The organism is Halorubrum alkaliphilum (assembly GCF_017873815.1).
GTDB classification, from domain to species: domain Archaea; phylum Halobacteriota; class Halobacteria; order Halobacteriales; family Haloferacaceae; genus Halorubrum; species Halorubrum alkaliphilum.
Map to the genome: position 1 here is coordinate 1 of NZ_JAGGKQ010000033.1, position 24,504 is coordinate 24,504.

Here is a 24,504-nt window from a genome sequence, read left to right on the forward strand (position 1 = left end):
TCTCGTTATGTTTTCGCTGGAATCCCGTTTTCCTGATTGAATGCTGAGGGAAGTCTTCGTGTACTTTCCACAATCACAGTTCATTTGGATGGGGCGATGCCTGACTGCTTGTTCGTGTCGAACACCTCAGCGACCCTTGCGAAAGACTCTCTCCTTATTACTGAGGCGCATCAAGGAAGGGGTAGGTCACGTCCAATGACCACCCCACGCGAAAAATATGACCGACGACTAGAAACGTTTAACGAATATGTAGAGACGGGCGAAATCGATCCCGCGACCGCGCGCGGTTCGGGAGCTACTGAACGCGTACGACGATCACAATATGATGGAGTCCCCTCCAGAGGGAGAGGGAACTCGTGAGTTCTCCACGCTCTCCACCTGGTTGTATCCGCTTATGATTATGGCTCGTGAGCGGAACCTTACCGAAGTCGATCTTGATCGTCTAAAACGGGATCTCCAACAGATGCATGATGGGAGCTACCCCTACGTGAAAGAGGAGGGCATCAAAATATTTCAGAGAGATAGTTAGACTAGTGTTTACCAGCCCTCATCAAAGGGGTTCTATCGTATCAACAATCTTCTACAGAAGGGTGTTTCCTTATTAACCATCTATTCTGAGTTGTCTCCATCGATTCACTACCGATTGGGGATTAGTACTAATACAGCTACGGCTTACTTTGATGAATATATGGGAAAACATGAACGCGCTCAGGCAAAAGCGACAGAACAAGCAGTAGTTGCGCTCCTCCAGGGTCGTGACGTGCCGGCAGAAGTCCGAGAAAAGGCATACATCGATATGGCACACCGGTTAGCGAAACACATTCGTGGGGATTTTCCTGGGCTACAAAATCCCAGACACATTGGCAATTCGTACGATAGTATTGGTGATGTAGCAGTCACAACAGCATCCGGTGATGAGGTATATATAGAGCTGAAGGTTGTCAAGCAAGGAACTGGAACTCTATCAAATATCAGTCAAAACTCTCTAACGATATTTGACCTCGTTGATGGAGTAGAGTCATGGAAAGCGTTCCGGAAGGCCCAGAATCACGGAGATTGGGTAGATTCTAAGTTAGATCAGTTTTCATATCCAGATGATCTCAAGGGGAATAACGGCACAGTTTCTCGACGTAGGAATAAGGCAGGTCATCTCAAAGAGACAATTGGATATGAGAGTAGTAAAGACACTATGGATGCTGTCAGGAGGGTCGAAAATGACCCTAACGCTACTCAGGATCAACAGCTCGCGGCGAGTATTACTCGATCAATCATTGAACGAGACAGAAAAGAAAAGATTTCCTACGTTCAAAAGCTTCAACAAGCGTCACAGAATCCATCAAATATCAAGAAGTTCAGCCTCTTATTGTTGCTAGGTGTTCATAAAAAGAAACATCTTGAACAGTACTGGGACATCCCTCTAGATGAACTCGAATCGGCTGTAGAGAACTATCGGATATACTATGGACGACGCAAGACGAACAGCGTTGAGGCGAAAGATCCGTCAAGTTTTCTAACCGATCTCGTGGATCGGGATTTCAGAATCCAATTCAACGATGATCAAACAAGTGTCCGGATTGTCGTTAGTGACAGCGATGAAGAACGGCTTTTCCTTAGAGCGTCATTACACTGGGGAAGAAAATTCCAAGGAATCGACAACGCACGCCTGAATGTTTTTGAGGGACCAATTCTAAAAGAAACGAGTAAAAAAACCACTTGATCGTGGATCCAAGGATCTGAGGTGGGTCAAGTCAATTGACACTGATTATTGGGTCTAGTCCGGTTCAGTAGATGGCTTTTTGAGTCAGTTGAAGTGTTTAAAATTTCTTGTATTAGGTGCTAGAATCCAATAAAGTCGACAAACAAAGGACTGATGAACGCCCCCAAAATATTCGCTCCGGATTAGTCTCTCTTACATAGATTGATGTGCGCCAAGGCTCCGGATACCTTGGATACTCCCTCCGCGTTTGACGGCACACCAAGTTACTAAACGACTACCGAGGCATTGATTCACTACCGGGAGTGCTGGGGTGGTTGCCTATCACTCTCGGCACTTATTAGTTAGTTGAAGTTATAGTATCAAATGATGGACGGTTCGGATGACAAAAAACCTCGGCCGGGAGAATGTTCTTCGGTGGGACGGGAAAAAGAAGAATTAGATGATCTACAGGAATCCGGCGAGAAAATGGTGATTGCACTCATTGGTGGGACTGCTGCTGGTATATTTGTCCAAGCGCCGTTACAATCTAACCGCCCACTGGCCATCGGCGTTGCAATCGCCTCTGGACTGTTGCTAATAGTGGCTGGATCGTTTACACTCTATGCAGCGCGGTTATCAAACTCTGGTCAAACTCGGGAGGAGGCAAAGGGTTTGTTCATCTATATTGTGATTGGAATGGTGATTTTTTTACTTGGTCTGTTAGCTAGCGTTTTTGGCATCGGAAGGTTCTAATTTTTGTTTTGTACGCAGTATGTACACACCGTGTTCGCGCTGTTCACACTCGCCGCGTTGGGGACGCCCCGAACCGGAGCCGCCGGACGGGTGGGAATTGGCCCGCGTAGAACCAACTCAGTCGCCAGTCGTGACGGTTCACGAATTGGAGCGGGTTGAGGCGGAAGAGATGCCTAAGTAGTACCACAAGGCTGGCGGGACATGGATTTGTGTAGCTGATTTACAGATAATAAATTCCGACTACATGAAGTCCGCAATCCCCGACTGCTTGTTCGTGTCGTCCTCGAATATCGACTCCAGCGCCTCCTCTAACACGTACAGCCGCTGTTTCGTGTAAGGGCGGCAGTCGAACTTCTCGGCGACGGCGATGGCGGTGTCGACGTACTTGCTCACGGACCCCTCGTGGACCGTGAGGTTCACGCGACCGCCGCACTCGCGACAGTCGCCAGTCAGGGGCACGCGCCGGTACTTCTCGCCGCAGTCGAGACACCGCGTCTCCTGTCTGGAGAACGCTCGGAGGTTCCCGATGATGTCCGGCAGGAAGTGGTACTCGATCACCCGCTCGGCCACGTCCGTCTCGTCGACCGCGCGGGTCTTCCGCGCGAGCTCCAGCTGGGCGTTCATCTTCTCCATCATGTCGCCGAGGGTCTTGTACGCCGACAGATCCGGTCCCATCGCGATGTCGGTCGTGTCGTGGGTGTGATCGAACCCGTGGTACTCCGCGTCCGTCCCGAGCGTGTCCTCGCCGAGCTGGATCAGGTCCTCGACTGTCTCCGGATCCGCCATCTCCCGCGTCGCCTCGTAGAACTCCAGCGGATACCGCCGCACGATGTCCATGTTGTGCGCCTCGTCGTCGATCTCGGAGGGATCGATCCGCGAAGACATCACCAAGGGTGCATCCATGCGCCCGCCGCGCTGGTTCGGGAGGTACTCTTTCGAGAAGTTGAGAAGTCCGTCCATGAGCAGCATCACACAATCCTCGTCGCCGTCACACTGGGCGACCAGCAAATCGTTCGCCGCGAGCGTGTGCGTATCGGCGACCGTGAGATTGTACGTGTGTTCGACGTCGCTTTCGAGGAAGTCAACTGACGCGACAATGTCCGTCTCGATCCCTCCGTCTGCCGTCACATCGGCGGGAGAATTCAGTGATGCCTCGTGACGAGGAGCCGTCGCTGGGACCAAGTCACCGACCGCTAGTGTATTCGCAGCGACTTTTTGAATGGATCCGTCTGCGACTCGCAGCATCGTGTGGTCGGGCGTCACGCGAATCGAACGCCCACGCTTCGTTTCGATATGGACGAGATGTTCCTGACTCGGGTGTTTAGAGACAGCAGTTACCGGCTGTGTCGATTTATTTCCGTGTTCGTCGATCGAAGGGACCGTAATGTTGCCGTCGAGTTCGTCAACGAGCGTTCCGAAGTCATCGGTATGCGGGTCGTCCAGCCGCGCCTCAACGAATCCCTCGATCGTTTCGCGGTGCCGCCCTGTATCGTCTTGATACTCGATCTCTGTCTCCGGATGGAAACAGTTTCGCCTCTTTGCGGCGTGAAAGTACGGATGAGCGTATCCCACCGCGGCCGACGTGAATCCTACCACCCTCCCGACAGTTGCGGCGCTCGTGTGGGGTGCCATCCCGAAGACGAGCTCGCCGACGAGGTCGTCGCGCTCGTTCACCTCATAAAAGCGCGGGAGGTCGTAGAACTGCTCGAGCAGGTCGTCGACGAAGTCGGCGGTCCGTAACATGTGTTCGGCCGCGCCGTCCGAGAGCACGATGTCTTGTACCTTCAGCTCGACCAGCTGGTCGTCGTGACGGAGCGGGTCGCCGTCGATGTCGGTCTCGTAGCCGAGTTCGCGGAAGTGATCGGCGGTAACGTCAAGCTCCTCCGGGCGGACCGCGGTGATCGGGAGGTCGGTCATGTCGTAGCGGACTGTCCCGTCTTTAAATGAGGTGACACCGTTTTTCGCGCGGAGGATTCCCTTCTCTATCGCTTCCGGCGTCTTGTTCGTCGAGGTGAGCCCCTGTACCCCCTTACAGATCTCGAAGGCGGCCTCGCGCTCGCCGACGGACTCCAGCGCTGACCGATACGCGTCGTTAACGTCGACTTTCTGGTAGGTCGCAGCCGTCACTTCCCACTCACAGTGCGGGCACTCGACGCGACCCGCCTCGTCTGGTTCACACACCGTTCCGCAGTCCCCGCACTCGTAGTGGGGCTCGGTGTGTGTCTCGCAGTCCGGACACGCCGAGCGGTACGTGTGGGCCCCACAATCCGGGCAGACGCGGTCGGCGACCTCTATCTCGTGGTGGCCTCGCCGTCCCTGATCGTCCATCGTCCGGGCTGCCTCGGAGACGTCGCGTTGCGGCCCGCCGGCCTCGTTGATCGGAAACAGGGTGTGGACCGCGGGCGAGAGGTCCCTGCTCTCGGACTTCTCCGGACGACCCATCCGGTTGCCGATCCGGACCGGCGCGCGCTCGCGTACGCTGAACGGCGCAACTTCGTTGACCGCCTTCATCGCGTTGTCGCCGCCGTCCCACTCACGGGCGGTCGGGGACAGCTCCTCCCACTCCTTTCGGAGCCCGTCGTCGATCCCGAGCGAGCGCGCGAGCGGCCGCCACGTCGGGATCCGGAGCGCATCGGGGGTGGCGGCGTGTTCGACGAGCAGGGCCTCCAGCGCGGTCGCGGTCATTTCCGTGTGTTCGATCGTCAGGACGCCTTCGACGATTTCGCCGTCGGCGACGGCGGTCGCGAGCGCCTCGAACTCCGCGACGCTCACGTCGTGCCAGAGGTAGGTGTACTCGGGGTGGATCGGACAGTCGTACTCCGTCGCCCACGCTAACGCCTCGTCCGGATCCGGTTTTTCGAGGTCGACGTGTGGGTCGTCGGAGAGCGCCTGAACGTCGGCACCGGCGGCCTCGAACTCCTGGACCCACCACTCGTACACGTACGAGGCGGGCGCGAGCGGATGGTTGTTTTCGACGAACTCGCCGTAATTAACGAGATACTCGCCCAGATCGAGGATCTCCTCGACCCCGTTCCGGAGTTCAAGCGCCTCCTCCGGGTCGTCGATCTGACGGACCTCGCCGTTCGCGAGTTTCACCGTGGGTCCCTGAATCGAATCGACCGGCACGACGCCGTGAGCCTTCCCCGGACGCTCCGTCTTGATCTGCGTGCCGGCAGCGAGAAAGTCGTCGACGATGTGCATCGTCGCCGGATGAACGCCGCCGGTCGCGAAGCCGTGGTTCCGCGCGCGACCGTATCGGAGCCGGAACCCGCCGGGCTCGGAGGGATGCGTGAACACCGGTCGCCCGGCGATCAGGTCTCGAAGGAACTTTTGGGAGGGCTCGGGCCGGGGCGGCCCCGGCGACGTCTCGGGGTGGGTGGCCTCTTCGTCCACGTCGCTGTCGGCCTCGGCCGCGTCATCGAGGTCGGTTCCGTCAGCGTCGTCACGGCCTTCGGCATCCGCGTCGTCGCCGTCCGTCTCGCCGATGGTCCCGTCGATGAGATCCTGGAGCCACGGCCAGTCGACCTCGTCGAGATCCCGGGTGTACCGCTGTATCTTCGGGGCCTTCAGGGCGATCCCCTCGGCGGCGACGAGACACATCCCGCCGCGCGCAGAGTTGGTATTGACTCGTTCAAGATCACGAAACCCCGACACCTCCTCGTCACCCGTCGCCTCCCCGTCGAGCATGATCGGGAGGTGTTTGGCGATGAACTTCGACTCCTTGTCCTTCGGCGTGTACTGGAGCCCCGTCTCCTTGTCATACAGCGCGATCTCCTCGGCGTACCGCTCCACCTCCTCGGTCCGCGCGTTGTACTCGTCGACCCCCAGAAGGGCCCGGGCGTAGTCCGCGACGAGTACCGACAGCGCCTGTGCGGTTCCCCCCGCCGAGCGGATCGGCCCCGCGTAGTAGACGTTGATGAACTCCGTGCCGTCGTCGTTCTCCAACAGTTCGACTCGGTCGATCCCCTCGATAGGGGCGGCAACGACTCCCTCGGTGAGCAGCGCGACGGCGGTCCGAACCGCGCCCTCAACCTTCCCCGCTCGCGAGTCGTACTCGCCGACGGTCCCCTCGACGAAATCGGTAACCAGTTCCAAGGCCGCTTCCTCTCGGGACATCTCGCCTTCGAGTTCCCGGACGCGCTCCGCGACGCCGTCGATCCCGAGGATGTTCTCGACGCGGTCGGCCATGTCGCGGGCAACCGGGATCTCGATCTCGGGTTTCGGGTCCTTTCCCTGCCCTTTGGCCGTCTCCGCGACCTCGAACGCCTCGTCAAGGCGGTCCTCGATCCGGGCGAAGTAGCGGTCGTCGTCCGGCCTCATTGACACACCCCGCCCATCAGAGCCAGAGGTCCAGATCGGTCGCCGGGTCGTGGCTCCGCTCCAGCGGCTCCGCGAACGCCCGGAGGTGACACTCGCCGGCCCACACAGTCGCCGAGTCGAGATGCCCCGCAAGCGCCTGTCCGCTCGGGCGCGACAACACTGCGTGAGTGTGCGCGAAGATGTCGCCGTCGAGCAGGGAGACATTGCCGACGCAAGCCGCGACCTCCAGCGGTTCGTCGAACGTGACGGAGCGATACTCGGTTTCCTCCTGATCGTAGAACCACACCTCCGCGTCCTGAACTGCCCCGAGCGCGGAGAACCAGCCAGCCTCGACGTCCTCCTCGCGGGCGAGGGTCTCGATCTCCTCGCGCCAGTCCGCGCCGGTCTCGAACCGTGCGACGTACTCCGCCGTCGGTTCGACCTCGCGATAGTACATAGAGGCCGGTGGCAGGCCCGAGGCAAAAAGGTTGACTCGTGGAGCCGATGTCGCCACGTACGTGTTTTGATATCGCGATATGAGATTTACTGACGAAGGGAGACCACGATCGGTGACTCATCGAGTACTCGTCGAACAGGGTCGTAAACGGTGAGAAAAGCCGGAGCCGGTGCCGATTGCGAGATAAAGCGCGTTTAGAACGGGGCCTGCGGCCCTTCGTCGTCACCGTCGTCGCTCGTTTCACCGGGGAACGAAGGAGACATTCCGCCACCGGTTCCACCGAGGTCGCCGTCCGCGCCGCCACTCGCTCCGGTGTCGGCGTGAACGGTCTCTATTTCGGGGATCTCCTTGACCATTCGCGACTTGATAGCTTGGATCGTCATCGGGGAGATGCCACAGCCGGAACAGGCACCGCCGAGTTGGATATGGACCTCACCGGTCTCCATGTCGAGGTGGCTGATCGCGGCGTTTCCGCCGTGCATCTGTATCTGCGGGAAATTCCGTCGCAGAAAGTTCGTGATCCGCTCGCGGAGGTCATTTTCCGCGTCGGCCGTTTCCGTACTCATACCTCTGAGTTTGCGTTCCGCGGGCTTATGCCTTTGGTTCGTTCCCACGTATTCCGTCGAGGGAGTCGTTACGTGGGCTCGTCGACGCCGAGCGTCCGGTACAGCTCCGTCTCGATTCGGTCGACGTACTCGTCCAGCGTCGTCTCAAACGTCTCGTCGTCGACGAGGATGCCCTGGAGACGTTCACGGGGGTTCTCAGGTAGTTCGACCCGAAACTCCCCGTTCTCGTACATCGGTTCCGACTCGTTGAGCACCATCTGGTCGATCCCGTGGATCAGCTCCGAGTCGTAGCGGTCGTTCATCTGGTTAAAGGCGTTCTTGTACGCCCGCTGTAGCTCCGAAAAGTAGTGGACGTACTTGTCCTCGAACTTCTCGGGGTCGAACTCGTCGGCCATGCGCATCACGACGGTCCGGCGACGAAAAAGGCGGTCGATCCGTTCGGAAGACCGGTCTCAAAGTCGGAACCGGACGTAAACGGCTATCTTGGCGGGATCAGATCCCTGTTCGAATACGGGCACCCCTCATGTTATAAATTATATAATGATATATCAAATTATACCCGAAGGATCTCCGAGCACGGAGCCGTGCGCCTCGCCGTCGGTTCGTGGTGTGTCTCTGATCGGGGTCGACCCATCCTCTAACGAGAGATACCAGTCACAAGGGACGTGGATCCGGACGCCACGAACATCACCCACACGACGTACCCTGACGCTCGTTCCCGACCACGCAAGGGTTATTATACGGACTAACAAAGTTCACAACCATATATGAGCACCAGCGGATGTCGGTCATGGTCCGGAGTCACGAGGACGGTTGACGTGGAGCCTTTCGTGGGTCATGCCGGTGATGAGTCGTCATGAGTGGGCGTCGACAGAGCGATCCGAGCGGTCCTACTGGTACCGGACTCATGACGCGGGCTCGGATCCCCGGAAACGGAGAGAGATCCCATGCGTACTAGCTTCAACATTCCCGACGACCTCCTCGCCGAGTTCGACGAGACGTGGGAGGCCGAGGAGCTGGACTCTCGGTCGCGCGCCGTTCGTGAAGCGATGCAGGAGTATATCGAGGACCATGCGGAGCTGGAGGCGATCGAAGGCGACATCGTCGTCATAATCGCGTTCGATTACGAGCACGAAGCCGTGATCGAGGAGGTTCACGACGTACAACATCGGTTTCAGGACGTCATTACGACCACGAACCATATCCACGAGGGTGAGTGGTGTCTCGAAACGATCTTCTGTAACGGGCCTGCGGAGCGCGTCCGGGAACTCACGTATCGTTTGCGCGACTTCGACTCGGTGAGCCGTGTCAAGTTGATGCTTCTCGCTGAGCACTAATGCGACTGTACGGGTCCGTCAAGCGAGTCATTAACGAGCGGAGTAACGGTGTAGTTCACCGACCGGACATTCGGTATCGCGCGTACGGCGTTAACGAACTCCGATACCGCTCCGGAGGTACCCTCTAAGACGAATAGCTCCACGCAGAACTCGTCTCCGGCGTGTGTGTGAGTCGCCGTGGAGACGATCTCGTCGTACTCGTGTCGTACACCGGTGAGACGTTGCTGAACTGCCGGCTGACAGTATTCAAACGTCACCGTCACCGTACAGACGTTGCTCTCTCCGTCGACGTTGCGATCCCGGAACTCCTCGAGCAACGTCCGTGTCCCCTTTCGGACGGCTTCACTCCGCCCGCTGTACCCGTGTTCGTCAACGAACGCATCCACGCGTTCAAGCAACGCATCGGGCATCGAGATACTGACTACGCCCATATATTAATCCTTGAGTATATGTTATTAGTGCTTGTTATTACATAACCAGTCAAACAATAATAATTAGTATTTTAGTATTCCCATATGATAGTACGGTCGTGCTATCAAACAGCGATCCGGTCCCGGTAACGATCCTTAGTGGAAGTCTCGGTGCCGGGAAGACGACGACACTCAACCACGTTCTCAGCAGCGATCAGGAACTGGACGCCGCAGTCCTAGTCAACGACATGGGCGAGGTGAACGTCGACGCCGACCTCGTTGAGCGCGAGTCAGATCTCACCCAGAACGACGACGAGATCATCGAGATGTCGAACGGGTGTATCTGCTGCCGGCTGCGTGGCGACATGCTCGATGAGGTGGGACGGCTGGCCGACAAACGGGATTTCGAGTATCTCCTCGTGGAATCGTCGGGGATCAGCGAGCCGATTCCCGTCGCACAGACGTTCGCCCGTGGGTTCGAGGATGCCGAGTTCGACCCGACGGGAGTGTACGAACTCGATACGATGGTCAGCGTCGTCGACGCACACAGCTTCTGGAAGGGGTTCGATTCCGGACAAGCACTCACTGACGACGACATCGATCCACAGAGCGACCGTGTCCCGGAGGAAGCGCTCATGGACCAGATCGAGTTCTGTGACGTCCTCCTCCTGAACAAGTGTGACCTCGTCCCGGACGACGAACTCGAAGAGATCGAGGCAGTGCTGCGGGCGCTCCAACCGCGGGCGAAGATCGTTCGAACTGAGCACGGCGCAGTCGATCCGACGGAGATCCTGAACACGGGTCGGTTCGATTTCGATCGCGCGAGCCAGTCTGCCGGCTGGAAGCGTGAACTCCAACACGGACATCACCACGAGTCGGCGTCAGAGGAACACGGCGTGTCGTCGTTCGTCTTCGAGTCCGACCGACCGTTCCATCCCGAGCGTATCTCCGAGCTGTTCGCGGGCCTTCCGGAGGAAGTTGTCCGAGCCAAGGGCTTCTTCTGGTCGGCGGGCCGTGAAGATGTCGCAATGGGGCTCGATAAGTCGGGCCAGTCGGTACGAGCGGGTCCGAAAGGAACGTGGATCGCCACGCTCCCGAAGGCCCAGCAGGAGAAATACTTCGCCGCCCGTCCCGCGATCAAAGAGAACTGGGACGAGAAGTGGGGGGATCGCGGAACTCAACTCGTGTTCATCGGTCGCGAGTTCGATCAGGCTTCCCTCGTTGAGCAGCTCGAAGACAGTGTTCTCTCGGACGCGGAGATGGGCGAGGGCTTCGAGGAGTACCCGGACCCGTTCGGTCGTGAGGAGCAGCGTGAGCTCGCATTGGCCGATGACTGATGACCGTTGACGACCAACCCGCCGTGACGATCCTCAGCGGGGGGCTGGGGGCCGGGAAAACGACGCTTTTGAACCACCTACTGAGCGTCGGCGGCGATCGATACGACATCGCCGTCCTCGTGAACGACGTCGGGGAGATGAACGTTGACGCCGAGCTGATCGATACTGGTTCCGGGCTCTCGATGGGAGACGGCGGCATCACGGAGCTGTCGAACGGATGTATCTGCTGTGGGCTCCAGAACGAGCTGGACCAGGAGTTGCTGCGTCTCGCCCTCGACGCGGAGTTCGATCATCTCGTCATCGAGGCCTCGGGCATCAGCGATCCGGTCCCCGTCGCTCAGCGATTCGTACCGCCGGCGAGAGCCGCGGCGCTGTACGAACTCGACACGACCGTTACCGTGGTCGACGCCGCAGCGTTCCACCGCGCGTTCGTCGACGGTGAGCCGATCGAGTCGGCGGACGACGGCTCTCGTCCCCTCTCGGACTTGCTCGCCGAGCAGGTCGAGTTCTGTGACGTGCTCGTCCTCAACAAGTGTGATCTCGTTACCGACGAGGAGTGCCGGGCGGTCGAACGCGTGCTCGAGACGCTTCACCCCGGCGTTGACGTCGTTCGTACGACCGAGAGCGCCGTCGAACCCGGCACCGTTCTCGGAACCGGACGGTTTGAAAAGAAAGACGCACAACGGTCCGCCCGGTGGAAACGGGTTCTCTCGGGCGACCACGGCGGAGCCGCGGAGTCGGAGCCAGGCGGTGACGAACACGGCCACGACCACGGCGAAGACGATGGTGGCGACCACGACCACCTCCATCCACCCGAGGACTTCGGCGTCGATTCGTTCGTGTACGAGCGCCATCGCCCGTTCCACCCGAAACGGTTCGCCGAGTGGCTTCGCTCGTTCCCGGAGTCCGTCGTCCGGGCGAAAGGACATCTGTGGGTCGCCGGACGCGAGCGATACGCGCTCGACCTGAGCCAAGCAGGGACGCAGACGCACGTCGAAGTCAACGGTCGCTGGGCCGTCACAGTCCCCGAGTTTCAACGGGAATCCTACAGGGAGTCGCGACCGGACCTCCACTGGGACGAGGAGTGGGGCGACCGCGAGGTGAAGCTCGTCTTTATTGGCGCCGGGATGAGCGAATCGGCCATCGTCGAGACCCTCGACGACTGTCTCCTCTCTGAGTCGGAGATGAATGATAACTGGAAAGAGTTCGAGAACCCGTTCCCGGGGACGATGGAACGGTCTCAGCCGCCGACGGAACAGCGCCTCGTAGTTGGTGAGGGACAGTGATCCGGGAGGATTCGGACCTCCCGCCACGGGCGGACAGACGGACGACGGACGACGACGGCCATGACTGCGTCGACCCGCTCGGTGTCGCTATCGTGACCGTCTCGTCGTCCCGGGGAGCCGCTACGGAGGACGCACCGTCGGATCCCGGTGGCGACGCCATCGCGAGTATCCTCGCCGAGGCGGGACACGTCGTCACGTCACGCCCGATGATTCCGGACGAGTACGTCCGGATCACGACCACCGTGACCAAGTGTCTCGATCGTCCGGACGTCGATCTCGTCGTGACGACGGGCGGCACGGGAGTCACGGTCGACGACGTCACGCCGGACGCAGTGGGCGAGCTGTTCGACCGCGAACTGCCCGGGTTCGGGGAGGCGTTCAGACGGCTCTCGTGGGAGGAGGTCGGAACGCGCGTCGTCGCGACCCGCGCAACGGCGGGTATCGCCCGCGACGTGCCGGTGTTCGTGTTACCGGGAAGCGAGAACGCCGTTCGGCTCGCGACGACGGAGATCATCACCGAGGAAGCTCCGCACCTCTCTGGGCTCGCGACCCGGCACACGACGGGTGAGAGCGATGCGTGACGGAGGGAACGGCGGTCCGATGTCGGGCGGGAGGGTCGACCGATGACGCTCTACGGGATCGGGCTAGGGCCGGGCGCGACCGACCTGCTCACGGTTCGCGGCAAGCGACGGCTCCAGTCCGTCGACATCGTTTACTCGCCGGGTCGCCTGTCGCGGCGCGTCGCGGCCGAGCACGTCTCCGACTCGAAGCTGGGCGACCTCGACTTTCCGATGACGACCGATCCCGAGGAGCTACGGGCGGCGTGGACGACGGCGGCCGAGGAAGTCGCTCCTCGGGCCCGGGACGGCGACGCGGCGTTCGTGACGCTCGGCGACCCCTGTATCTATTCGACGTTTGGACACCTCCGTCGGACGCTTCGTGAGCAGCATCCCGGCGTCGACATCGAGGTCGTCCCGGGCGTTAGCAGCGTGACGGCGTTCGCCGCCGCCTTCGATGTCGATATCGAGGCCGGTTCGGAGCTGACGCTGCGCGAGGCGACCGACGGTGCGGCACCCGTCGGCCCGGATCGGCTGGTCCTGTTCAAAGTGACTGACGCGACGACGACCCAGCAAAAACTGGCAGAGGCCGGATACGACGTGACGTTCGGTCGGCGACTGTTCATGGACACAGACGAGACGCTGGTCACGAGCGATCCGAGCGACGTGGCCGATCGGGACTACTACACGCTCGCGTACGCCGAGAAGCCGGAACGGACTGGGACCGAAGGACAGGAGAGAAACTGAAACGACGCCGTCGCCCTCGGTTGGTTAGAACCCAGCAATAAAAATCTCTCCGTCCGAGAAGGGGCGACTCAGACGGTGACCCCGAGAGCGTCCAACTCCTCGGCGGAGTACTCCGCGCTCAACTCTTCCGTCGAGTGTTCGGCGACGATGGTCGTTCGCTCTTCCTCGCTCATTTCGGCCAGATCACTGAAACAGTGGCACATTACGATTGTGTCGAGGCGCTACAGCCATTAAAAAACTGTTAGCACGCGTTTCGTGTTTGTGTAATACAATCTATAAAGTAATAATAATTGACAAAATGACAACGTGATTAATTAACGAACGTCTCTCGTCACAACGGTCTGCGCCACGGAAGCTTACCGCGTGTGTTCCTGATTCGTTGTTTTTATTATCTAAAAATGTATTATTAACAATGCTGTCTCCGACACGCTCAGGCTCTCACCCAACACATGACGAACCTTCCGGACGACGGGACGGAACCCGACAGGCACGGAAACGGAACCCTCGATCGAGCCGACGATGAGCATCCGGGACTCCTCTCACTCGTCGTCGGGTCGGTCGACGAACCGATGTGTATCATGCATCCGCCGGACGTAGCGGCCCCCCACCGCTCAACGGAACGGATCATCGCGACCGGGGACGCGTTCGTGGATCTCGACGACTACCGATGAAAGCTACAATACCGTGGCCGGCGACGACGGACGGACGTTCGATGATGACGACCCGCGAGATCGACGATCGAAGGGTCGGGTACGGCGGCCCGTCACTGATCGGTCCGGTGTCGGGCGGCGGTGCGTCCCACCGGTTCCCTCATCACCTGTTCGGGTATCGACGAGCTGACTCCGCTGGATCACTGGTTTGTGGTTCAGGCGCACCCGCAAGACCCAGAGTCAGCCTTCCGTCTCGTAACGCCGTCGGCAGCCGACGCGTCATGAAGCGGAGCTCCAATTCGATCGCTCAAAGGCCAGCAGGCGGTCTCTCAGCGAGCGCTCGCGGAGGAGCGTGACGTGGGTTCGAACGATCTCACGCTCGCCGTCTCGTTGGGCGCACTCGAGCGGCTTGACCGTCCCGACCATGCCCTCGAAGACGCCGCCGCATGGACGAGACATGTCGGGATCGTCTCGTCGGAGCCGTCGTACATCGAACGACGTCGAGTTCGAGAGGCTGGGTATCACCAAGCCTTCCTATCCGGACCACGTTCAGTGGCGGAGGCCCTCTCGACCATCCGAGACACTTTCCGGACGGACCGATACGTGTTCGTCGGAACCGACGAAACCAGCGGGGCGGTGGGGACGGGCTCCGGCTGGACGTATCGATCGATCGCGGACGCCGCGGCAGCCGCGGATTGGAAGCTGGTGACTGCTTCCGCTGGGGACCGCGACTGGCCCTAACGAAATCGAGCAGGCGATAAGCGGTGGGGTTCACGCGTCAAGTGCGGTCCGGAGCGACGGGACGTTTATGTTTACCATCTGCTCGATCCATCCCCATTCGTTCTGCTCCCACGTCGCCGTGGTCCCCTCGACCGGCGTGAGCGGCTCGGCGTTCTCCACGTCACTGTTCTCGAAGAGTACGTCGACCATCTGCGGCATGTCGACGCCCGGATCGGGCGCCTCGAACGGGTCGTACAACACGGTGTGGATGTCGTGCTCCTCGATAACATCGATGAGACCGGCGATATCTCCGAACGACTCGGCAGCGTCCGGTGAAACCCCGGTCGGCGTTCGGAGCTCGAAGTCGTACCGTCGCTCGAGATACTGAAACGCGTCGTGGCCGGCGAGGACGGCGACCTCGCGGTCAGCATCGGCGGCGAGCGACTCGAACTCCTCGTGGACCTCGTTCATTCGTTCGATGTACGTCGCCGAGTTCTCCTCGTAGGCGTCGGAGTTCTCGGGATCGAGTTCGATCAACGCGTCGCGAATCCCGCCGACCATCTCCTGACCGAGGACGGGATCGACCCAGACGTGTGGGTCATGGAACTCCGAGGCACCCGTGTCGCCCGCTTCGATGACCTCAAAGACGGCCGGCTCATCGGTCGTCTCATAGATGACCTCTCCCTGCTCACGTAGCTCGAAGACCACCGCGGTACGTCCGGTCTCAGTTCCGGTGAGCTCGACTCGTCGTTCGTGAGCAGCTATCTCCACGAGGTCGGATTCACCATCGGCGATCCGAGCGTCCACTTGGTATCGTTCACCGTCACCGAGCGGAACGACGCGGTCCCGATCGTCCTCGATGACGATCCCGATCGGGACGGTCGAGTCGACCGGAACGTCGGGGACTCCGCCGTGCCAGTGGTCCGTGTGCCAGTAGCCGAGCTGGTCGTCGGACCGAAGGTCGTAGATGTTGAACTCGTCGAGCCGCAGGCTCTCCCGCGGATGGTCGTGGCCGTAGTCGAACTCGGGAAGCGCACCGGAGTCGAACCCGATGAGCTGCGGACCGAGTCCGTCGATGAGGTCGTACGTCGCGACGTCGTCGTAGTCACGGTCGAGTTCGCGAGCCACGTCCTGTGCCCACGAGAACTCGGGCGTGTCGAGATAGAGGAACGCGCTCGTGGACGCGATATCTCGAGCGATGTCGCCGTCCGGACTCCAGCCGTGTCCCATCTGTCCGACGGACACCGGGTTCGTCAACTCGAAGCGATCGCCCGCCACGCGGTCCGCCCAGTCCTGGATAGTGAAGAACGCCGTGTAGCCGGACCGATCCCCGTCACCGCTCAGAGGGTTCCCCGCTGAGAGACAGCCGGCGGCGGCACCTGCGCCGGCCGCGGCCAGACCCGATCGGAGGAGCGTTCGTCTCGTCGCGTCCATGTGTCACATCACCTCGATCGACGGCGCGTTCCTCGTCGGTTCTCTCATCGGTGGCGATGATCTCCGGAGGGCGACCGAGCGATGACATGACCGTCGTGACATCGACAGTTACAGTCGAAGAAGTCGGCGAGGAAGCCACGGGAACGGAACGTCCGCACGATCCCGGCGACGGCCACCTCCTCACCTACTTCGACGTTAACGATCGAACGCGTCCCCGTCTCGAGCGCATCGAGCGCGGTATCGAACTCGAACCGCTCCGGCTGGAGAGACTCTACGAGGATCGCTTCGACGGTCCACTCTTCGAGGGACGGGGCCTCCCCGGCAGCCAGTGCCGCGTCGATCCCCTCGTCCTCGTAGAAGTACTCGGCCAGCTCGGGACCGTCGAACTCCCGTATCGCCTCCCGGTCCGCTTCCGTAAAACGAGTCACGATCAAAAAGAGATCGGTGTCGGTCCGATCCGCGACCCGTTCGTATGCCGATACGGAACCGAGCGTCTCAGGGGTCGCAACGACGAACGCGGTGTCGACTTCGTCGCTCGACCGCTCAAAGGGTTCGACTCCGACATCCGCGTCACGGATCGCCCACTCCGTTTCGAGTCCGGCCCTCGCAGGACGCCGTCCGGTCGGACGATCATCGACGACGTTCGAGGCCTCTCCCGACACCACTACTCGCCCCCGATCCGAGAGTCGGTCGGCTACGAGGACGGAGACGGTCGTCTTGCCGACGCCGCGCTCGCCGAAGAATCCGATCCGGTGCGTGGTGAGGTCGCGTTTCGATCGATGGTTCGAAGCTCGTATTTCCATCACCTATTATGAACTTTGTCTTCACTATTAATTATTCTTATTATCTAAAGTATATTAGTTATTAAAATGGACGGGCGAAGAGCACTCGCTCATCGTCGACAGGTTGCGACGGCCGCGAGTTGGGTTCGAGGAAAACGATCAGGAAAAGCGGCGGTCCTATCGGTTCAGCGTGTGGATCGCCTGTCCCTGCGCGTTCTCGGCGGCCTCCATCACGGCCTCCGCGAGCGTCGGGTGCGTGTGAACCGTCGCGGCGACGTCCTCCAGCGTCGCGCCGAGTTCGATCGCGAGTGCGACCTCGGCGACCAGTTCCGAGGCTTCCGGGCCGACGATCTGGCCGCCGAGCAGGAACCCGTGTTCCGCGTCGGCGACGAGTCGGACGAACCCGTCAGTGTGGCCTGTCGTCATGGCACGGCCAGAGGCGTTGAACGGCATCTCTCCGACGACGACCTCGAAGCCGGCGTCCTCGGCGTCCGCCTCGGTCATTCCGACCGTCCCGATCTCGGGATCGGTGAAGACCGCCGCCGGGATCGCCTGATAGTCGAGGGCGGCGGGCTCGCCGGCGATATGCTCGGCAGCGACGATCCCCTCCTTCGAGGCGGCGTGTGCGAGCATCGGGTCGCCGGCGACGTCGCCCACGGCGTGGATGTGCTCGACCTCGCTCCGAGTCCGGTCGTCCGTCTCGATGAATCCGCGGTCGTCGGTCTCGATCCCGGCGTTTTCGAGGTCAAGCCCGTCAGTGACCGGCCCGCGGCCGACCGCGACGAGAATTCGATCGGCCGGATACGTGGACGCCTCGCCGTCCTCCGTCTCCGTGTGGAGGAGGTAGCCGCCGTCGCCGGACTCGGACCACTCCGAGGCACCCTCGCCGAAGCGGAACTCGATCCCGAGGTCCTCGGCGCGTTTCCGGACGACGCGTTTCACGTCGTCCTCGTACGGATCGAGGATGTCGTCGAGCATCTCGACGACGGTGACCTCCGCGCCGAGTTTCGCGTACACCGTTGCGAGCTCCATCCCGATGTATCCGCCGCCGACGACCGCGAGACGATCGGGAACGGTCTCAGCCGCGAGCGCGTCGGTTGAGCTCCAAACGTGGTCCTCCGAAAAGTCGAAGCCAGGGATCTGGATCGGTCGGGAACCGGTGGCGACGATGGCGTGTTCGAACTCTATCGTCTCGGAGCCCTGTCCGTCACCGCCGTGAGCGACGCGGACGCTGTTTTCGTTGGCGAAGCTGGCGGTCCCTTCGATCAGGTTCACACCGTTTGCCTTACACAGCTTCTCGACGCCACCGGTGAGCCCGTCGACGACGCCGTTTTTCCACTCCATCATCCGCGTCAGGTCCACGGCGGGGTCAGCGTGGACACCCATGTGTTCGGCGTTTCCAGCCTCGTGGGCGAGTCCGCTGGCCGTGATGAGCGCCTTCGAGGGGATACAGCCGCGATTGAGGCAGGCCCCGCCGTAGGCGTCCCTCTCGACCAGCGTCGTGTCCAGTCCCTTCTGTGCGGCGCGGATGGCAGCGACGTAGCCGCCCGGCCCCGCACCGATCACCAGTACTTCCGTTCCGGTTGCGATGTCTCCGACGACCATTAGTGGTTCAACAGTAGCAGCGGGTTTTCAAGGTGTTCCATGACGGTGTTCGCGAACTCGGCCGCGATCGCGCCGTCGACGACCCGGTGGTCGATCGACAGCGACAGCGGAAGCGTCGGCACGGGAACGACGGTCGTTCCCTCCTCGTCGTCGAGGAACCCGTCGTCGACCGCAGAACGATCCCTGACGACGGGTCGCTCCTCGATCGCTCCCAGCCCGAGGATCGCGGTCTCGGGGTAGTTGATGATCGGCGTGGCGTACTCCCCGCCGATCGCGCCGAAGTTGGTGATGGTGAAGGTTCCACCCTTCATCTCCGCAGGTTTGATCTTCCGCTCGCGTGCCCGCGTGGCGAGGTCGTTCACCTCCTCAGCGAGTTCGAAGATCCCCTTCTCGTCGACGCCCTTCACCACGGGGACCATCAGCCCCGCGTCGGTCGCCACCGCGATACCGAGGTTGTACTCCTTTTTCAAAACGATCTCCTCGTCATCCTCGCGGAGCTCGCTGTTGAGGTAGGGGTGTTCCTTCAGCCCGGCGACGATCGCCTTCATCACGAACGGCATGTAGGTGAGTTTCACGTCGCGCGCCTCGGCTTTCGGCTTCAACTGCTCGCGAGCCTCCACGAGCGCGTCGACCTCGGCGGTGTCGTGGTGGGTGACGTGCGGGGCCGTGAACTTCGAGCGCTCCATCTGCTTGCCGATGGTCCGTCGGACCCCGCGGTAAGGAACGGTCTCCGGCTCCCGGTCGGTGGAAGCGTCGGCGAAGCCGGACCCTCCGGACGACCCGCCAGCGGAGGCGGGCGTCGGTTCCGGCTCGGGCGCAGGCTCGGAATCCGTCGTCGCGGGCACCGCCGCCGTACCGGCCTCCGCGTACGCCCGGACGGCCGCCTCGTCGACGAACGGATCGCCCTCCCGCGTCGCGTCCGTCGGGACGTCGTCGATGTCGACGCCGAGTTCGCGAGCGACCTTCCGGGTCGCCGGCGTCGCCAGCGTCGTCTCGCGGCCGGCGGGGTCGACGCCCGTCGATCGTGCGTCGTCGCCACGGGTATCGTCGTCAGCGCTGCCACCGCGTTTGCTGACCGCGGACTTCCGGTCGCCAGAGCCGATATCCACCGGCTTCGGGCCGGACGAGTCGTCTTCACCACTCGGCCCGGATCCGGCCGACCCGCTCGACTCGGCGTGTGCGCGCACGTCACCGTCCGAGATGCGGCCGCCCGGGCCGGACCCCTCGACTGCGGCGATGTCGACGCCGAGTTCGCGGGCGAGCCGGCGAACTGACGGCGGGGCGAACGTCCGCCCCGACGACGTTTCCGGTTCGGCTTCGGATTCCGCGTCCAACCCGTCCGCATCGTCGCCGGCACCGTCCGTGTCGTCGACTTCGTCCGAGCCCGTGTCGTCAGCAGTGGGCTCCGCACCGTCCCCGTCGACGCGGAACGAGATGATCACGTCGCCGACGGGGACCATCTCTCCCTCCTCAACGAACAGCTCCTCGACGACGCCGTCGTACCGCGAGGGTACCTCAACGAGCGCCTTGTCGGTCTCGACCTCGGCGACGGGTTGGTCCTCCTCGACGCGGTCGCCGGGCTTGACGAGCCACGTGACCAGTTCCCCCTCGGCGACGCCTTCGCCGACGTCCGGAAGCTTGAATTCCTTGACGGGCATGGTTAGAACTCCGCCGCCTCCCTGATACCCTCCTCGATGCGTTTCACGCTCGGGAGGTAGTAATCCTCCAGCGCGTACAGCGGATACGGTACGTCGAACCCGGCGACACGTTTGACCGGCGCCTCCTGATACAGCAGCGCCTCCTCTTGGAGGATAGCGGTTATTTCACCGGCGATACCGCCGGATTTCGGCGCTTCGTGGACGACAGCCGCACGGCCGGTCCGCTCGAACGCCGAGACGATCGCCTCGCGGTCCAGCGGTGATATCGTCCGCAGGTCGACCACCTCACACTCGATCCCGTCCTCGGCGAGGTTTTCGGCCGCTTCCAAGGTCCGTCGGGTCATCGCGCCATAGGTGAACACCGCGACGTCCTCGCCCTCGCGGCGCGTAGCCGCCTCCCCGAGCGGGATCGTGTACGACTCCTCGGGCACTCCCTCGCGGAACGCGCGGTAGATCAGCTTCGGTTCGAGGAACACGACTGGGTCGGGGTCGCGGATCGCGGAGGCGAGTAGCCCCTTGGTGTCACGTGGCGTGGACGGAATGACGACCGTGAGCCCCGCTTCGTGGGCATAAAACGCTTCCTTCGACTCGGAGTGGTGCTCGGGCGCGCGGATCCCCCCGCCGTAGGGGGCTCGTAGCGTCATCGGCAGGGTGTATCGGCTCCGCGATCGCGTGCGGAACCGAGACATGTGCGAGACGATCTGGTCGTAGCCGGGGTACATGAACCCGGAGAACTGGATCTCGGGGACCGGCCGCATACCCATCGCGGCCATACCGACCGCGCAGCCGATGATTCCGGACTCCGCGAGCGGTGTGTCGACGACGCGGTCGTCACCGAACTCGTTATAGAGCCCCTCCGTGGCGCGGAACACGCCGCCGTTCTTGCCGACATCCTGACCGAGGACAACGACGTCGTCGTCCCGAGCCAACTCGGTGTGTAAGCCGTCCCGTACCGCCTGTACCAGCGTGAGGTTCTGTGTCTCGCTCATTTATTCACCTACGAAGGCCTCGTCGCCGTGTTCCTCGCGAAGCGCGACGAACCGCTCGTACTGTGCTTCGAGTTCGGGCGGCAGCTCCTCGTACGCGTGCTCGAACAGCTCCCGCGGGTCGGGTCGTGGGACGCTCTCGGCCGCGTCGATGGCGTCGGCGACCTGTTTCTCGACGCTCGCCTCGATCTCTTCGACCCGGTCGTCGTCGAGGATCCCCTCCGAGCGGAGGTACGCCTCCAGTCGCGGGATCGGGTCCTTCCGTTTCCACTCCTCGACCTCGTCGTCGTCGCGGTACACCGTCGGGTCATCGGCGGTGGTGTGAGCACCGAACCGGTACTGTATCGCCTCGATCATCGTCGGGCGAGGGCGTTGCTCGGAGGGATCTCTGGCCTTTTCAACGGCCGCCTTGGTGACGCTATACACCGCGAGCGGGTCCATCCCGTCGACCTGGATCCCCTCGAACCCGTACGCCGCCGCCTTCTGTGCGAGCGTCGCGCTGCGGGTCTGTCGCTCGCGCGGCACCGAGATGGCCCACTGGTTGTTGTTACAAAAGAAGACGGTCGGGGTGTCGAAGACGCCGGCGAAGTTCAGCCCCTCGTGGAAATCGCCCTCGCTGGTCGCGCCGTCGCCGAAGTAACAGAGGAACACGTCGTCGTTCCCCTGGAGCTTCGACGCCCACGCCGCGCCCGTCGCGTGCGGGACCTGCGAGGCGATGGGGACGGCGACGGGGAACACGTTCGCATCCTCCGGAACCCTGTTCCCGTCCTCGTGACCCATCCAGTAGAGGAGGGTCTTCTTGAGCGGGACCCCGCGGACGACGGCCGCGCCGTGCTCGCGGTAGGAGGGAACGATCCAGTCGTCCTCGGCGAGCGCGAACGCGGAGCCGATCTGCGCGGCCTCCTGTCCGGAGAGAGGGGGATACGTTCCCATCCGGCCCTGTCGCTGGAGACTCACCGCTCGGCCGTCGAAGTGTCTCGCCAGTCGCATCGATCGATACACCCCGACGAGCGTCTCCTCGTCGAGATCCGGCACGTCGCCGACGACCTCACCGTCCTCGTCGAGGACACGGACCGGATCGTCGTACGCCCTGTCGAACACGCTCACGATCGAACCCACCTATTCATGTTCCAACTGTCCGACGCCCGGGTAATATGGCTTTCGTAAAAGATTTGGTATGGGCAGAAATACTTCGGTGGTTCGATGAACTGTCCAGTAGAAAAACCGATAATCGGACGTTTTTGAAGGTCAGTTGGGATGGGTGGCAATATTTTCGTCGAGACCGTCGTTTCGCCGAACAGTAATGGACAAACAGGAAGGTTTCTCGCCGGATCGAAACCACACGCGAGACGCTCCGGGTGAGAGAACGGGATGGTGACGGGGGACGCGGTCGGGGAAGTCGGGGTTCGTGTCTCGGACGACGACGATCGGACGGTGATCTCCGAGGGATCGATCGCAGCGTGACGAGATCGGATAAGCGATCAGCCGAGACGGAAAGAGGGTTCGTCGGGTTCGCCGTCGAGGTCCTCGAGCTGGATCACTTCTTCGTCCTCGTCTTCTAACTGCTCGCGGAGGTAGTTGACGTAACGTTTGTGCTCCTCTAGTTGCTCGCGGAGGTGGTCGGCTTCGAGTTCGAGCCGTTCGTGTTCGCGGACGAAGCTCTTCGGGACCTCTATTTTCGGCGGGAACGACTCCCCGCTGTCGCCCATGCTGTCCAACTCAGCCTCCGGGATGACGCGGACCTTTCCGTCGTGGGCAACGAGCGTGTCCACGTAGTCCCGGAACACGGCCGACAGGGAGATGTCCCGCTCCTCGGCGATGTCACGGAGAGTCTCGAACGCGTCCTCGTTGACGCGGAACGAGATCGTCTTGTTCTTGTTGCCCATTATCGGTCGATCGACTCGCGGGATACTTAAGCGTTTGTCAGACGACCGCATGGTGTACCCCGAGAGTGAGTGTACCGGGACCAGACCCGCCGGAACCGGGACTCGCCGCTACGCGACCCGGCGGACGGCGAGTCCGGCCTCACAGACGCACTCCGCTTCGCATTTCGGGCACTCGTCCACGGGTCGGTCGAACGGCTCGCGGTGGACCGTCTCGTAGCCGTGCGAGTCGAAGAGGCGCTCGGGGGAGTCGTCGCCGCCGTGATACCAGGAGTCGACGACGAGACGGTCCGCGTCGTGGTCGATCGCGATCGACTCGATCCGTTCGAGCAGGCGGCTCCCGATCCCCCGTCCGGTCACGTCGGGCCTGACGTACCCCATTTCGAGGAGCCCGTAGCGGTCGGCAGCGGGGAGCAGACCCGGGTCGTCGAAAAAATACATCTCCTCCGCGACCGCGGCCGGGTCGTCGTACACGTCGACAGCCATCACCCCGAGGATCCCGCTCTCGTCCTCCGCGATCCGGACGTGATACGTCGGGTGTCCGACCCCGGGATCGACGGTGTAGGAACTCCCCTCACTGAAGTGGGCGGTGACGAGCGCCTCTATCTCCGCGACGTCGTCGTCGGTCGGCTCCCGGAACGTGATCGACTCCATCGATCCAGCAGTATGAATCCCGGAGGGAAATGAATCGCGGATAGCTTTTTACTCATACCGTGCGAACAGATAGCATATGAGTGAGAACGACGAGGAGACGGGCGAAAGCGGGTCACCGGCACGGCTCGGGCGGGTCGCGCTCGGCGTCGGGTTGGCGGCACAGGCCTCCGAGGACTTCCGGGAGATGGACGAGACGGTCGAGTACGCGGAGTCGGCGGGGGTGCCGATGCCCGACGTGGCGGCCCCGTTCGCGTCGGGGATGATGTTTCTCGCGGGACTCGGGATCGCTCTCTGGCGCGCCCCGCGGATCGCGACGGGCGCGGCGGCGACGTTCCTCGTCGTGGTGACGTCGACCATGCACGACTTCTGGAACGCCGACGAGGACGACAGGAGCGGCGAGCGACTGGCGTTCTTCGGTAACCTCGCGATGCTCGGCGGGGTACTGGTGCTGCTGCGGGAAGCATATAAATAATCGAGGGATCGCTTATAAATCGTTTCTGAGCGGTGATCACCGTCAAGAACGGGTTCGATCGCTTATAAGACGTTGCTGGCGCGGTCACCACCGCCGAAGCTCCAGTCACTTACTTATACGCTCTTGATGGGATGAAAGCCTGCTAAGTCCCCAGCGCATGGAGTAAGAATGGGGTGGTAAAGGCCGATGCTTCACAAGCGTCTTCGAACGCGTGC

23 protein-coding genes are annotated in these 24,504 nt (G+C 61.7%); 10 read left to right on the forward strand and 13 right to left on the reverse strand.

What is annotated here, in order from left to right:
• Positions 1-688: 688 nt before the first annotated feature.
• Both J2751_RS14115 and J2751_RS14120 read left to right on the forward strand, forming a co-directional pair.
• Positions 689-1,717: a hypothetical protein gene (locus tag J2751_RS14115; RefSeq protein ID WP_209486930.1), complete on the forward strand. Its 1,029-nt coding sequence runs from the start codon at positions 689-691 to the stop codon at positions 1,715-1,717.
• 363 nt (positions 1,718-2,080) lie between these two features.
• The gene (locus J2751_RS14120; RefSeq protein ID WP_209486932.1) at positions 2,081-2,449 is read left to right on the forward strand and encodes a hypothetical protein; all 369 of its coding nucleotides are present in this window, start codon (positions 2,081-2,083) and stop codon (positions 2,447-2,449) included.
• A 240-nt stretch (positions 2,450-2,689) separates the two neighbouring features.
• Here J2751_RS14120 and J2751_RS14125 read toward each other — a convergent pair whose 3' ends face one another.
• From J2751_RS14125 to J2751_RS14140, 4 genes are all read right to left on the reverse strand, one after another.
• A complete protein-coding gene (locus J2751_RS14125; RefSeq protein ID WP_209486935.1) occupies positions 2,690-6,769 on the reverse strand; it encodes a DNA-directed DNA polymerase II large subunit in 4,080 nt (1,359 codons plus the stop codon).
• A 16-nt stretch (positions 6,770-6,785) separates the two neighbouring features.
• Positions 6,786-7,205 carry a PPC domain-containing DNA-binding protein gene (locus tag J2751_RS14130; protein ID WP_209486937.1) on the reverse strand — a complete coding sequence of 140 codons (420 nt, stop codon included), beginning with the start codon at positions 7,203-7,205 and terminating at the stop codon, positions 6,786-6,788.
• A gap of 194 nt (positions 7,206-7,399) precedes the next feature.
• Positions 7,400-7,771 carry a NifU family protein gene (locus J2751_RS14135; RefSeq protein ID WP_209486939.1) on the reverse strand — a complete coding sequence of 124 codons (372 nt, stop codon included), beginning with the start codon at positions 7,769-7,771 and terminating at the stop codon, positions 7,400-7,402.
• A 68-nt stretch (positions 7,772-7,839) separates the two neighbouring features.
• Positions 7,840-8,166, reverse strand: a complete 327-nt coding sequence (locus tag J2751_RS14140; RefSeq protein WP_209486942.1) for a DUF5783 family protein — start codon at positions 8,164-8,166, stop codon at positions 7,840-7,842.
• Between the two features lie 552 nt (positions 8,167-8,718).
• Between J2751_RS14140 and J2751_RS14145 the strand changes: the two genes are divergently transcribed.
• Positions 8,719-9,108: a CopG family ribbon-helix-helix protein gene (locus J2751_RS14145; protein WP_209486944.1), complete on the forward strand. Its 390-nt coding sequence runs from the start codon at positions 8,719-8,721 to the stop codon at positions 9,106-9,108.
• On the opposite strand, the gene J2751_RS14150 is transcribed toward J2751_RS14145, so the two are convergent.
• Positions 9,105-9,518: a CopG family ribbon-helix-helix protein gene (locus J2751_RS14150; RefSeq protein ID WP_245202845.1), complete on the reverse strand. Its 414-nt coding sequence runs from the start codon at positions 9,516-9,518 to the stop codon at positions 9,105-9,107. The two genes, J2751_RS14145 and J2751_RS14150, sit on opposite strands and share 4 nt — an antisense overlap.
• A gap of 119 nt (positions 9,519-9,637) precedes the next feature.
• Between J2751_RS14150 and J2751_RS15790 the strand changes: the two genes are divergently transcribed.
• The 6 genes from J2751_RS15790 to J2751_RS14180 all read left to right on the forward strand — a co-directional run bounded on the left by J2751_RS15790 (position 9,638) and on the right by J2751_RS14180 (position 14,836).
• On the forward strand, positions 9,638-10,855 hold the full coding sequence (locus J2751_RS15790; RefSeq protein WP_209486948.1) for a GTP-binding protein: 1,218 nt from the start codon (positions 9,638-9,640) through the stop codon (positions 10,853-10,855).
• Complete coding sequence (locus J2751_RS14160) at positions 10,855-12,141, forward strand: GTP-binding protein (protein WP_209486950.1); 1,287 nt, start codon at positions 10,855-10,857, stop codon at positions 12,139-12,141. Before J2751_RS15790 ends, J2751_RS14160 begins: the two co-directional genes overlap by 1 nt.
• Positions 12,138-12,722, forward strand: a complete 585-nt coding sequence (locus tag J2751_RS14165) for a MogA/MoaB family molybdenum cofactor biosynthesis protein (protein WP_209486952.1) — start codon at positions 12,138-12,140, stop codon at positions 12,720-12,722. The genes J2751_RS14160 and J2751_RS14165 overlap by 4 nt, the downstream gene beginning before the upstream one ends.
• Before the next feature lie 42 nt (positions 12,723-12,764).
• Positions 12,765-13,445: a cobalt-factor II C(20)-methyltransferase gene (locus J2751_RS14170; protein ID WP_209486953.1), complete on the forward strand. Its 681-nt coding sequence runs from the start codon at positions 12,765-12,767 to the stop codon at positions 13,443-13,445.
• Between the two features lie 449 nt (positions 13,446-13,894).
• The gene (locus J2751_RS14175) at positions 13,895-14,116 is read left to right on the forward strand and encodes a DUF7511 domain-containing protein (protein ID WP_209486954.1); all 222 of its coding nucleotides are present in this window, start codon (positions 13,895-13,897) and stop codon (positions 14,114-14,116) included.
• Positions 14,117-14,452: 336 nt separating this feature from the next.
• Positions 14,453-14,836: a DUF7124 domain-containing protein gene (locus J2751_RS14180; protein WP_209486955.1), complete on the forward strand. Its 384-nt coding sequence runs from the start codon at positions 14,453-14,455 to the stop codon at positions 14,834-14,836.
• Between the two features lie 30 nt (positions 14,837-14,866).
• Here J2751_RS14180 and J2751_RS14185 read toward each other — a convergent pair whose 3' ends face one another.
• From J2751_RS14185 to J2751_RS14220, 8 genes are all read right to left on the reverse strand, one after another.
• The gene (locus J2751_RS14185) at positions 14,867-16,249 is read right to left on the reverse strand and encodes a metal ABC transporter substrate-binding protein (RefSeq protein WP_209486956.1); all 1,383 of its coding nucleotides are present in this window, start codon (positions 16,247-16,249) and stop codon (positions 14,867-14,869) included.
• Between the two features lie 44 nt (positions 16,250-16,293).
• Positions 16,294-17,052: an ATP-binding protein gene (locus J2751_RS14190; protein ID WP_209486957.1), complete on the reverse strand. Its 759-nt coding sequence runs from the start codon at positions 17,050-17,052 to the stop codon at positions 16,294-16,296.
• Between the two features lie 156 nt (positions 17,053-17,208).
• Positions 17,209-18,636, reverse strand: a complete 1,428-nt coding sequence (gene lpdA, locus J2751_RS14195; protein WP_209486958.1) for a dihydrolipoyl dehydrogenase — start codon at positions 18,634-18,636, stop codon at positions 17,209-17,211.
• Positions 18,636-20,294 carry a 2-oxo acid dehydrogenase subunit E2 gene (locus J2751_RS14200; RefSeq protein WP_209486959.1) on the reverse strand — a complete coding sequence of 553 codons (1,659 nt, stop codon included), beginning with the start codon at positions 20,292-20,294 and terminating at the stop codon, positions 18,636-18,638. Before J2751_RS14200 ends, lpdA begins: the two co-directional genes overlap by 1 nt.
• A 2-nt stretch (positions 20,295-20,296) precedes the next feature.
• Positions 20,297-21,283, reverse strand: coding sequence for an alpha-ketoacid dehydrogenase subunit beta (locus J2751_RS14205; protein ID WP_209486960.1), 987 nt, complete (start codon positions 21,281-21,283; stop codon positions 20,297-20,299).
• A complete protein-coding gene (gene pdhA / locus J2751_RS14210; RefSeq protein WP_209486961.1) occupies positions 21,284-22,387 on the reverse strand; it encodes a pyruvate dehydrogenase (acetyl-transferring) E1 component subunit alpha in 1,104 nt (367 codons plus the stop codon).
• Between the two features lie 374 nt (positions 22,388-22,761).
• Entirely contained in the window at positions 22,762-23,166 is a 405-nt protein-coding gene (locus J2751_RS14215) for a CopG family transcriptional regulator (RefSeq protein ID WP_209486962.1), read from the reverse strand.
• A 108-nt stretch (positions 23,167-23,274) separates the two neighbouring features.
• On the reverse strand, positions 23,275-23,817 hold the full coding sequence (locus J2751_RS14220) for a GNAT family N-acetyltransferase (RefSeq protein ID WP_209486963.1): 543 nt from the start codon (positions 23,815-23,817) through the stop codon (positions 23,275-23,277).
• A gap of 76 nt (positions 23,818-23,893) precedes the next feature.
• Between J2751_RS14220 and J2751_RS14225 the strand changes: the two genes are divergently transcribed.
• Positions 23,894-24,289 (forward strand): DoxX family protein, encoded by a 396-nt coding sequence (locus J2751_RS14225; RefSeq protein WP_209486964.1) that lies wholly within the window; start codon positions 23,894-23,896, stop codon positions 24,287-24,289.
• Positions 24,290-24,504: the final 215 nt, after the last annotated feature.

What these genes read in the sequence shown, in the direction of transcription:
- J2751_RS14115 (WP_209486930.1), top strand. Translation starts at nt 689, where the DNA reads ATGGGAAAACATGAACGCGCTCAGGCAAAAGCGACAGAACAAGCAGTA.
- J2751_RS14120 (WP_209486932.1), top strand. Translation starts at nt 2,081, where the DNA reads ATGATGGACGGTTCGGATGACAAAAAACCTCGGCCGGGAGAATGTTCT.
- J2751_RS14125 (WP_209486935.1), bottom strand. Translation starts at nt 6,769, where the DNA reads ATGAGGCCGGACGACGACCGCTACTTCGCCCGGATCGAGGACCGCCTT.
- J2751_RS14130 (WP_209486937.1), bottom strand. Translation starts at nt 7,205, where the DNA reads ATGTACTATCGCGAGGTCGAACCGACGGCGGAGTACGTCGCACGGTTC.
- J2751_RS14135 (WP_209486939.1), bottom strand. Translation starts at nt 7,771, where the DNA reads ATGAGTACGGAAACGGCCGACGCGGAAAATGACCTCCGCGAGCGGATC.
- J2751_RS14140 (WP_209486942.1), bottom strand. Translation starts at nt 8,166, where the DNA reads ATGGCCGACGAGTTCGACCCCGAGAAGTTCGAGGACAAGTACGTCCAC.
- J2751_RS14145 (WP_209486944.1), top strand. Translation starts at nt 8,719, where the DNA reads ATGCGTACTAGCTTCAACATTCCCGACGACCTCCTCGCCGAGTTCGAC.
- J2751_RS14150 (WP_245202845.1), bottom strand. Translation starts at nt 9,518, where the DNA reads ATGCCCGATGCGTTGCTTGAACGCGTGGATGCGTTCGTTGACGAACAC.
- J2751_RS14160 (WP_209486950.1), top strand. Translation starts at nt 10,855, where the DNA reads ATGACCGTTGACGACCAACCCGCCGTGACGATCCTCAGCGGGGGGCTG.
- J2751_RS14170 (WP_209486953.1), top strand. Translation starts at nt 12,765, where the DNA reads ATGACGCTCTACGGGATCGGGCTAGGGCCGGGCGCGACCGACCTGCTC.
- J2751_RS14175 (WP_209486954.1), top strand. Translation starts at nt 13,895, where the DNA reads ATGACGAACCTTCCGGACGACGGGACGGAACCCGACAGGCACGGAAAC.
- J2751_RS14185 (WP_209486956.1), bottom strand. Translation starts at nt 16,249, where the DNA reads ATGGACGCGACGAGACGAACGCTCCTCCGATCGGGTCTGGCCGCGGCC.
- J2751_RS14190 (WP_209486957.1), bottom strand. Translation starts at nt 17,052, where the DNA reads ATGGAAATACGAGCTTCGAACCATCGATCGAAACGCGACCTCACCACG.
- lpdA (WP_209486958.1), bottom strand. Translation starts at nt 18,636, where the DNA reads ATGGTCGTCGGAGACATCGCAACCGGAACGGAAGTACTGGTGATCGGT.
- J2751_RS14200 (WP_209486959.1), bottom strand. Translation starts at nt 20,294, where the DNA reads ATGCCCGTCAAGGAATTCAAGCTTCCGGACGTCGGCGAAGGCGTCGCC.
- J2751_RS14205 (WP_209486960.1), bottom strand. Translation starts at nt 21,283, where the DNA reads ATGAGCGAGACACAGAACCTCACGCTGGTACAGGCGGTACGGGACGGC.
- J2751_RS14215 (WP_209486962.1), bottom strand. Translation starts at nt 23,166, where the DNA reads ATGGGCAACAAGAACAAGACGATCTCGTTCCGCGTCAACGAGGACGCG.
- J2751_RS14220 (WP_209486963.1), bottom strand. Translation starts at nt 23,817, where the DNA reads ATGGAGTCGATCACGTTCCGGGAGCCGACCGACGACGACGTCGCGGAG.
- J2751_RS14225 (WP_209486964.1), top strand. Translation starts at nt 23,894, where the DNA reads ATGAGTGAGAACGACGAGGAGACGGGCGAAAGCGGGTCACCGGCACGG.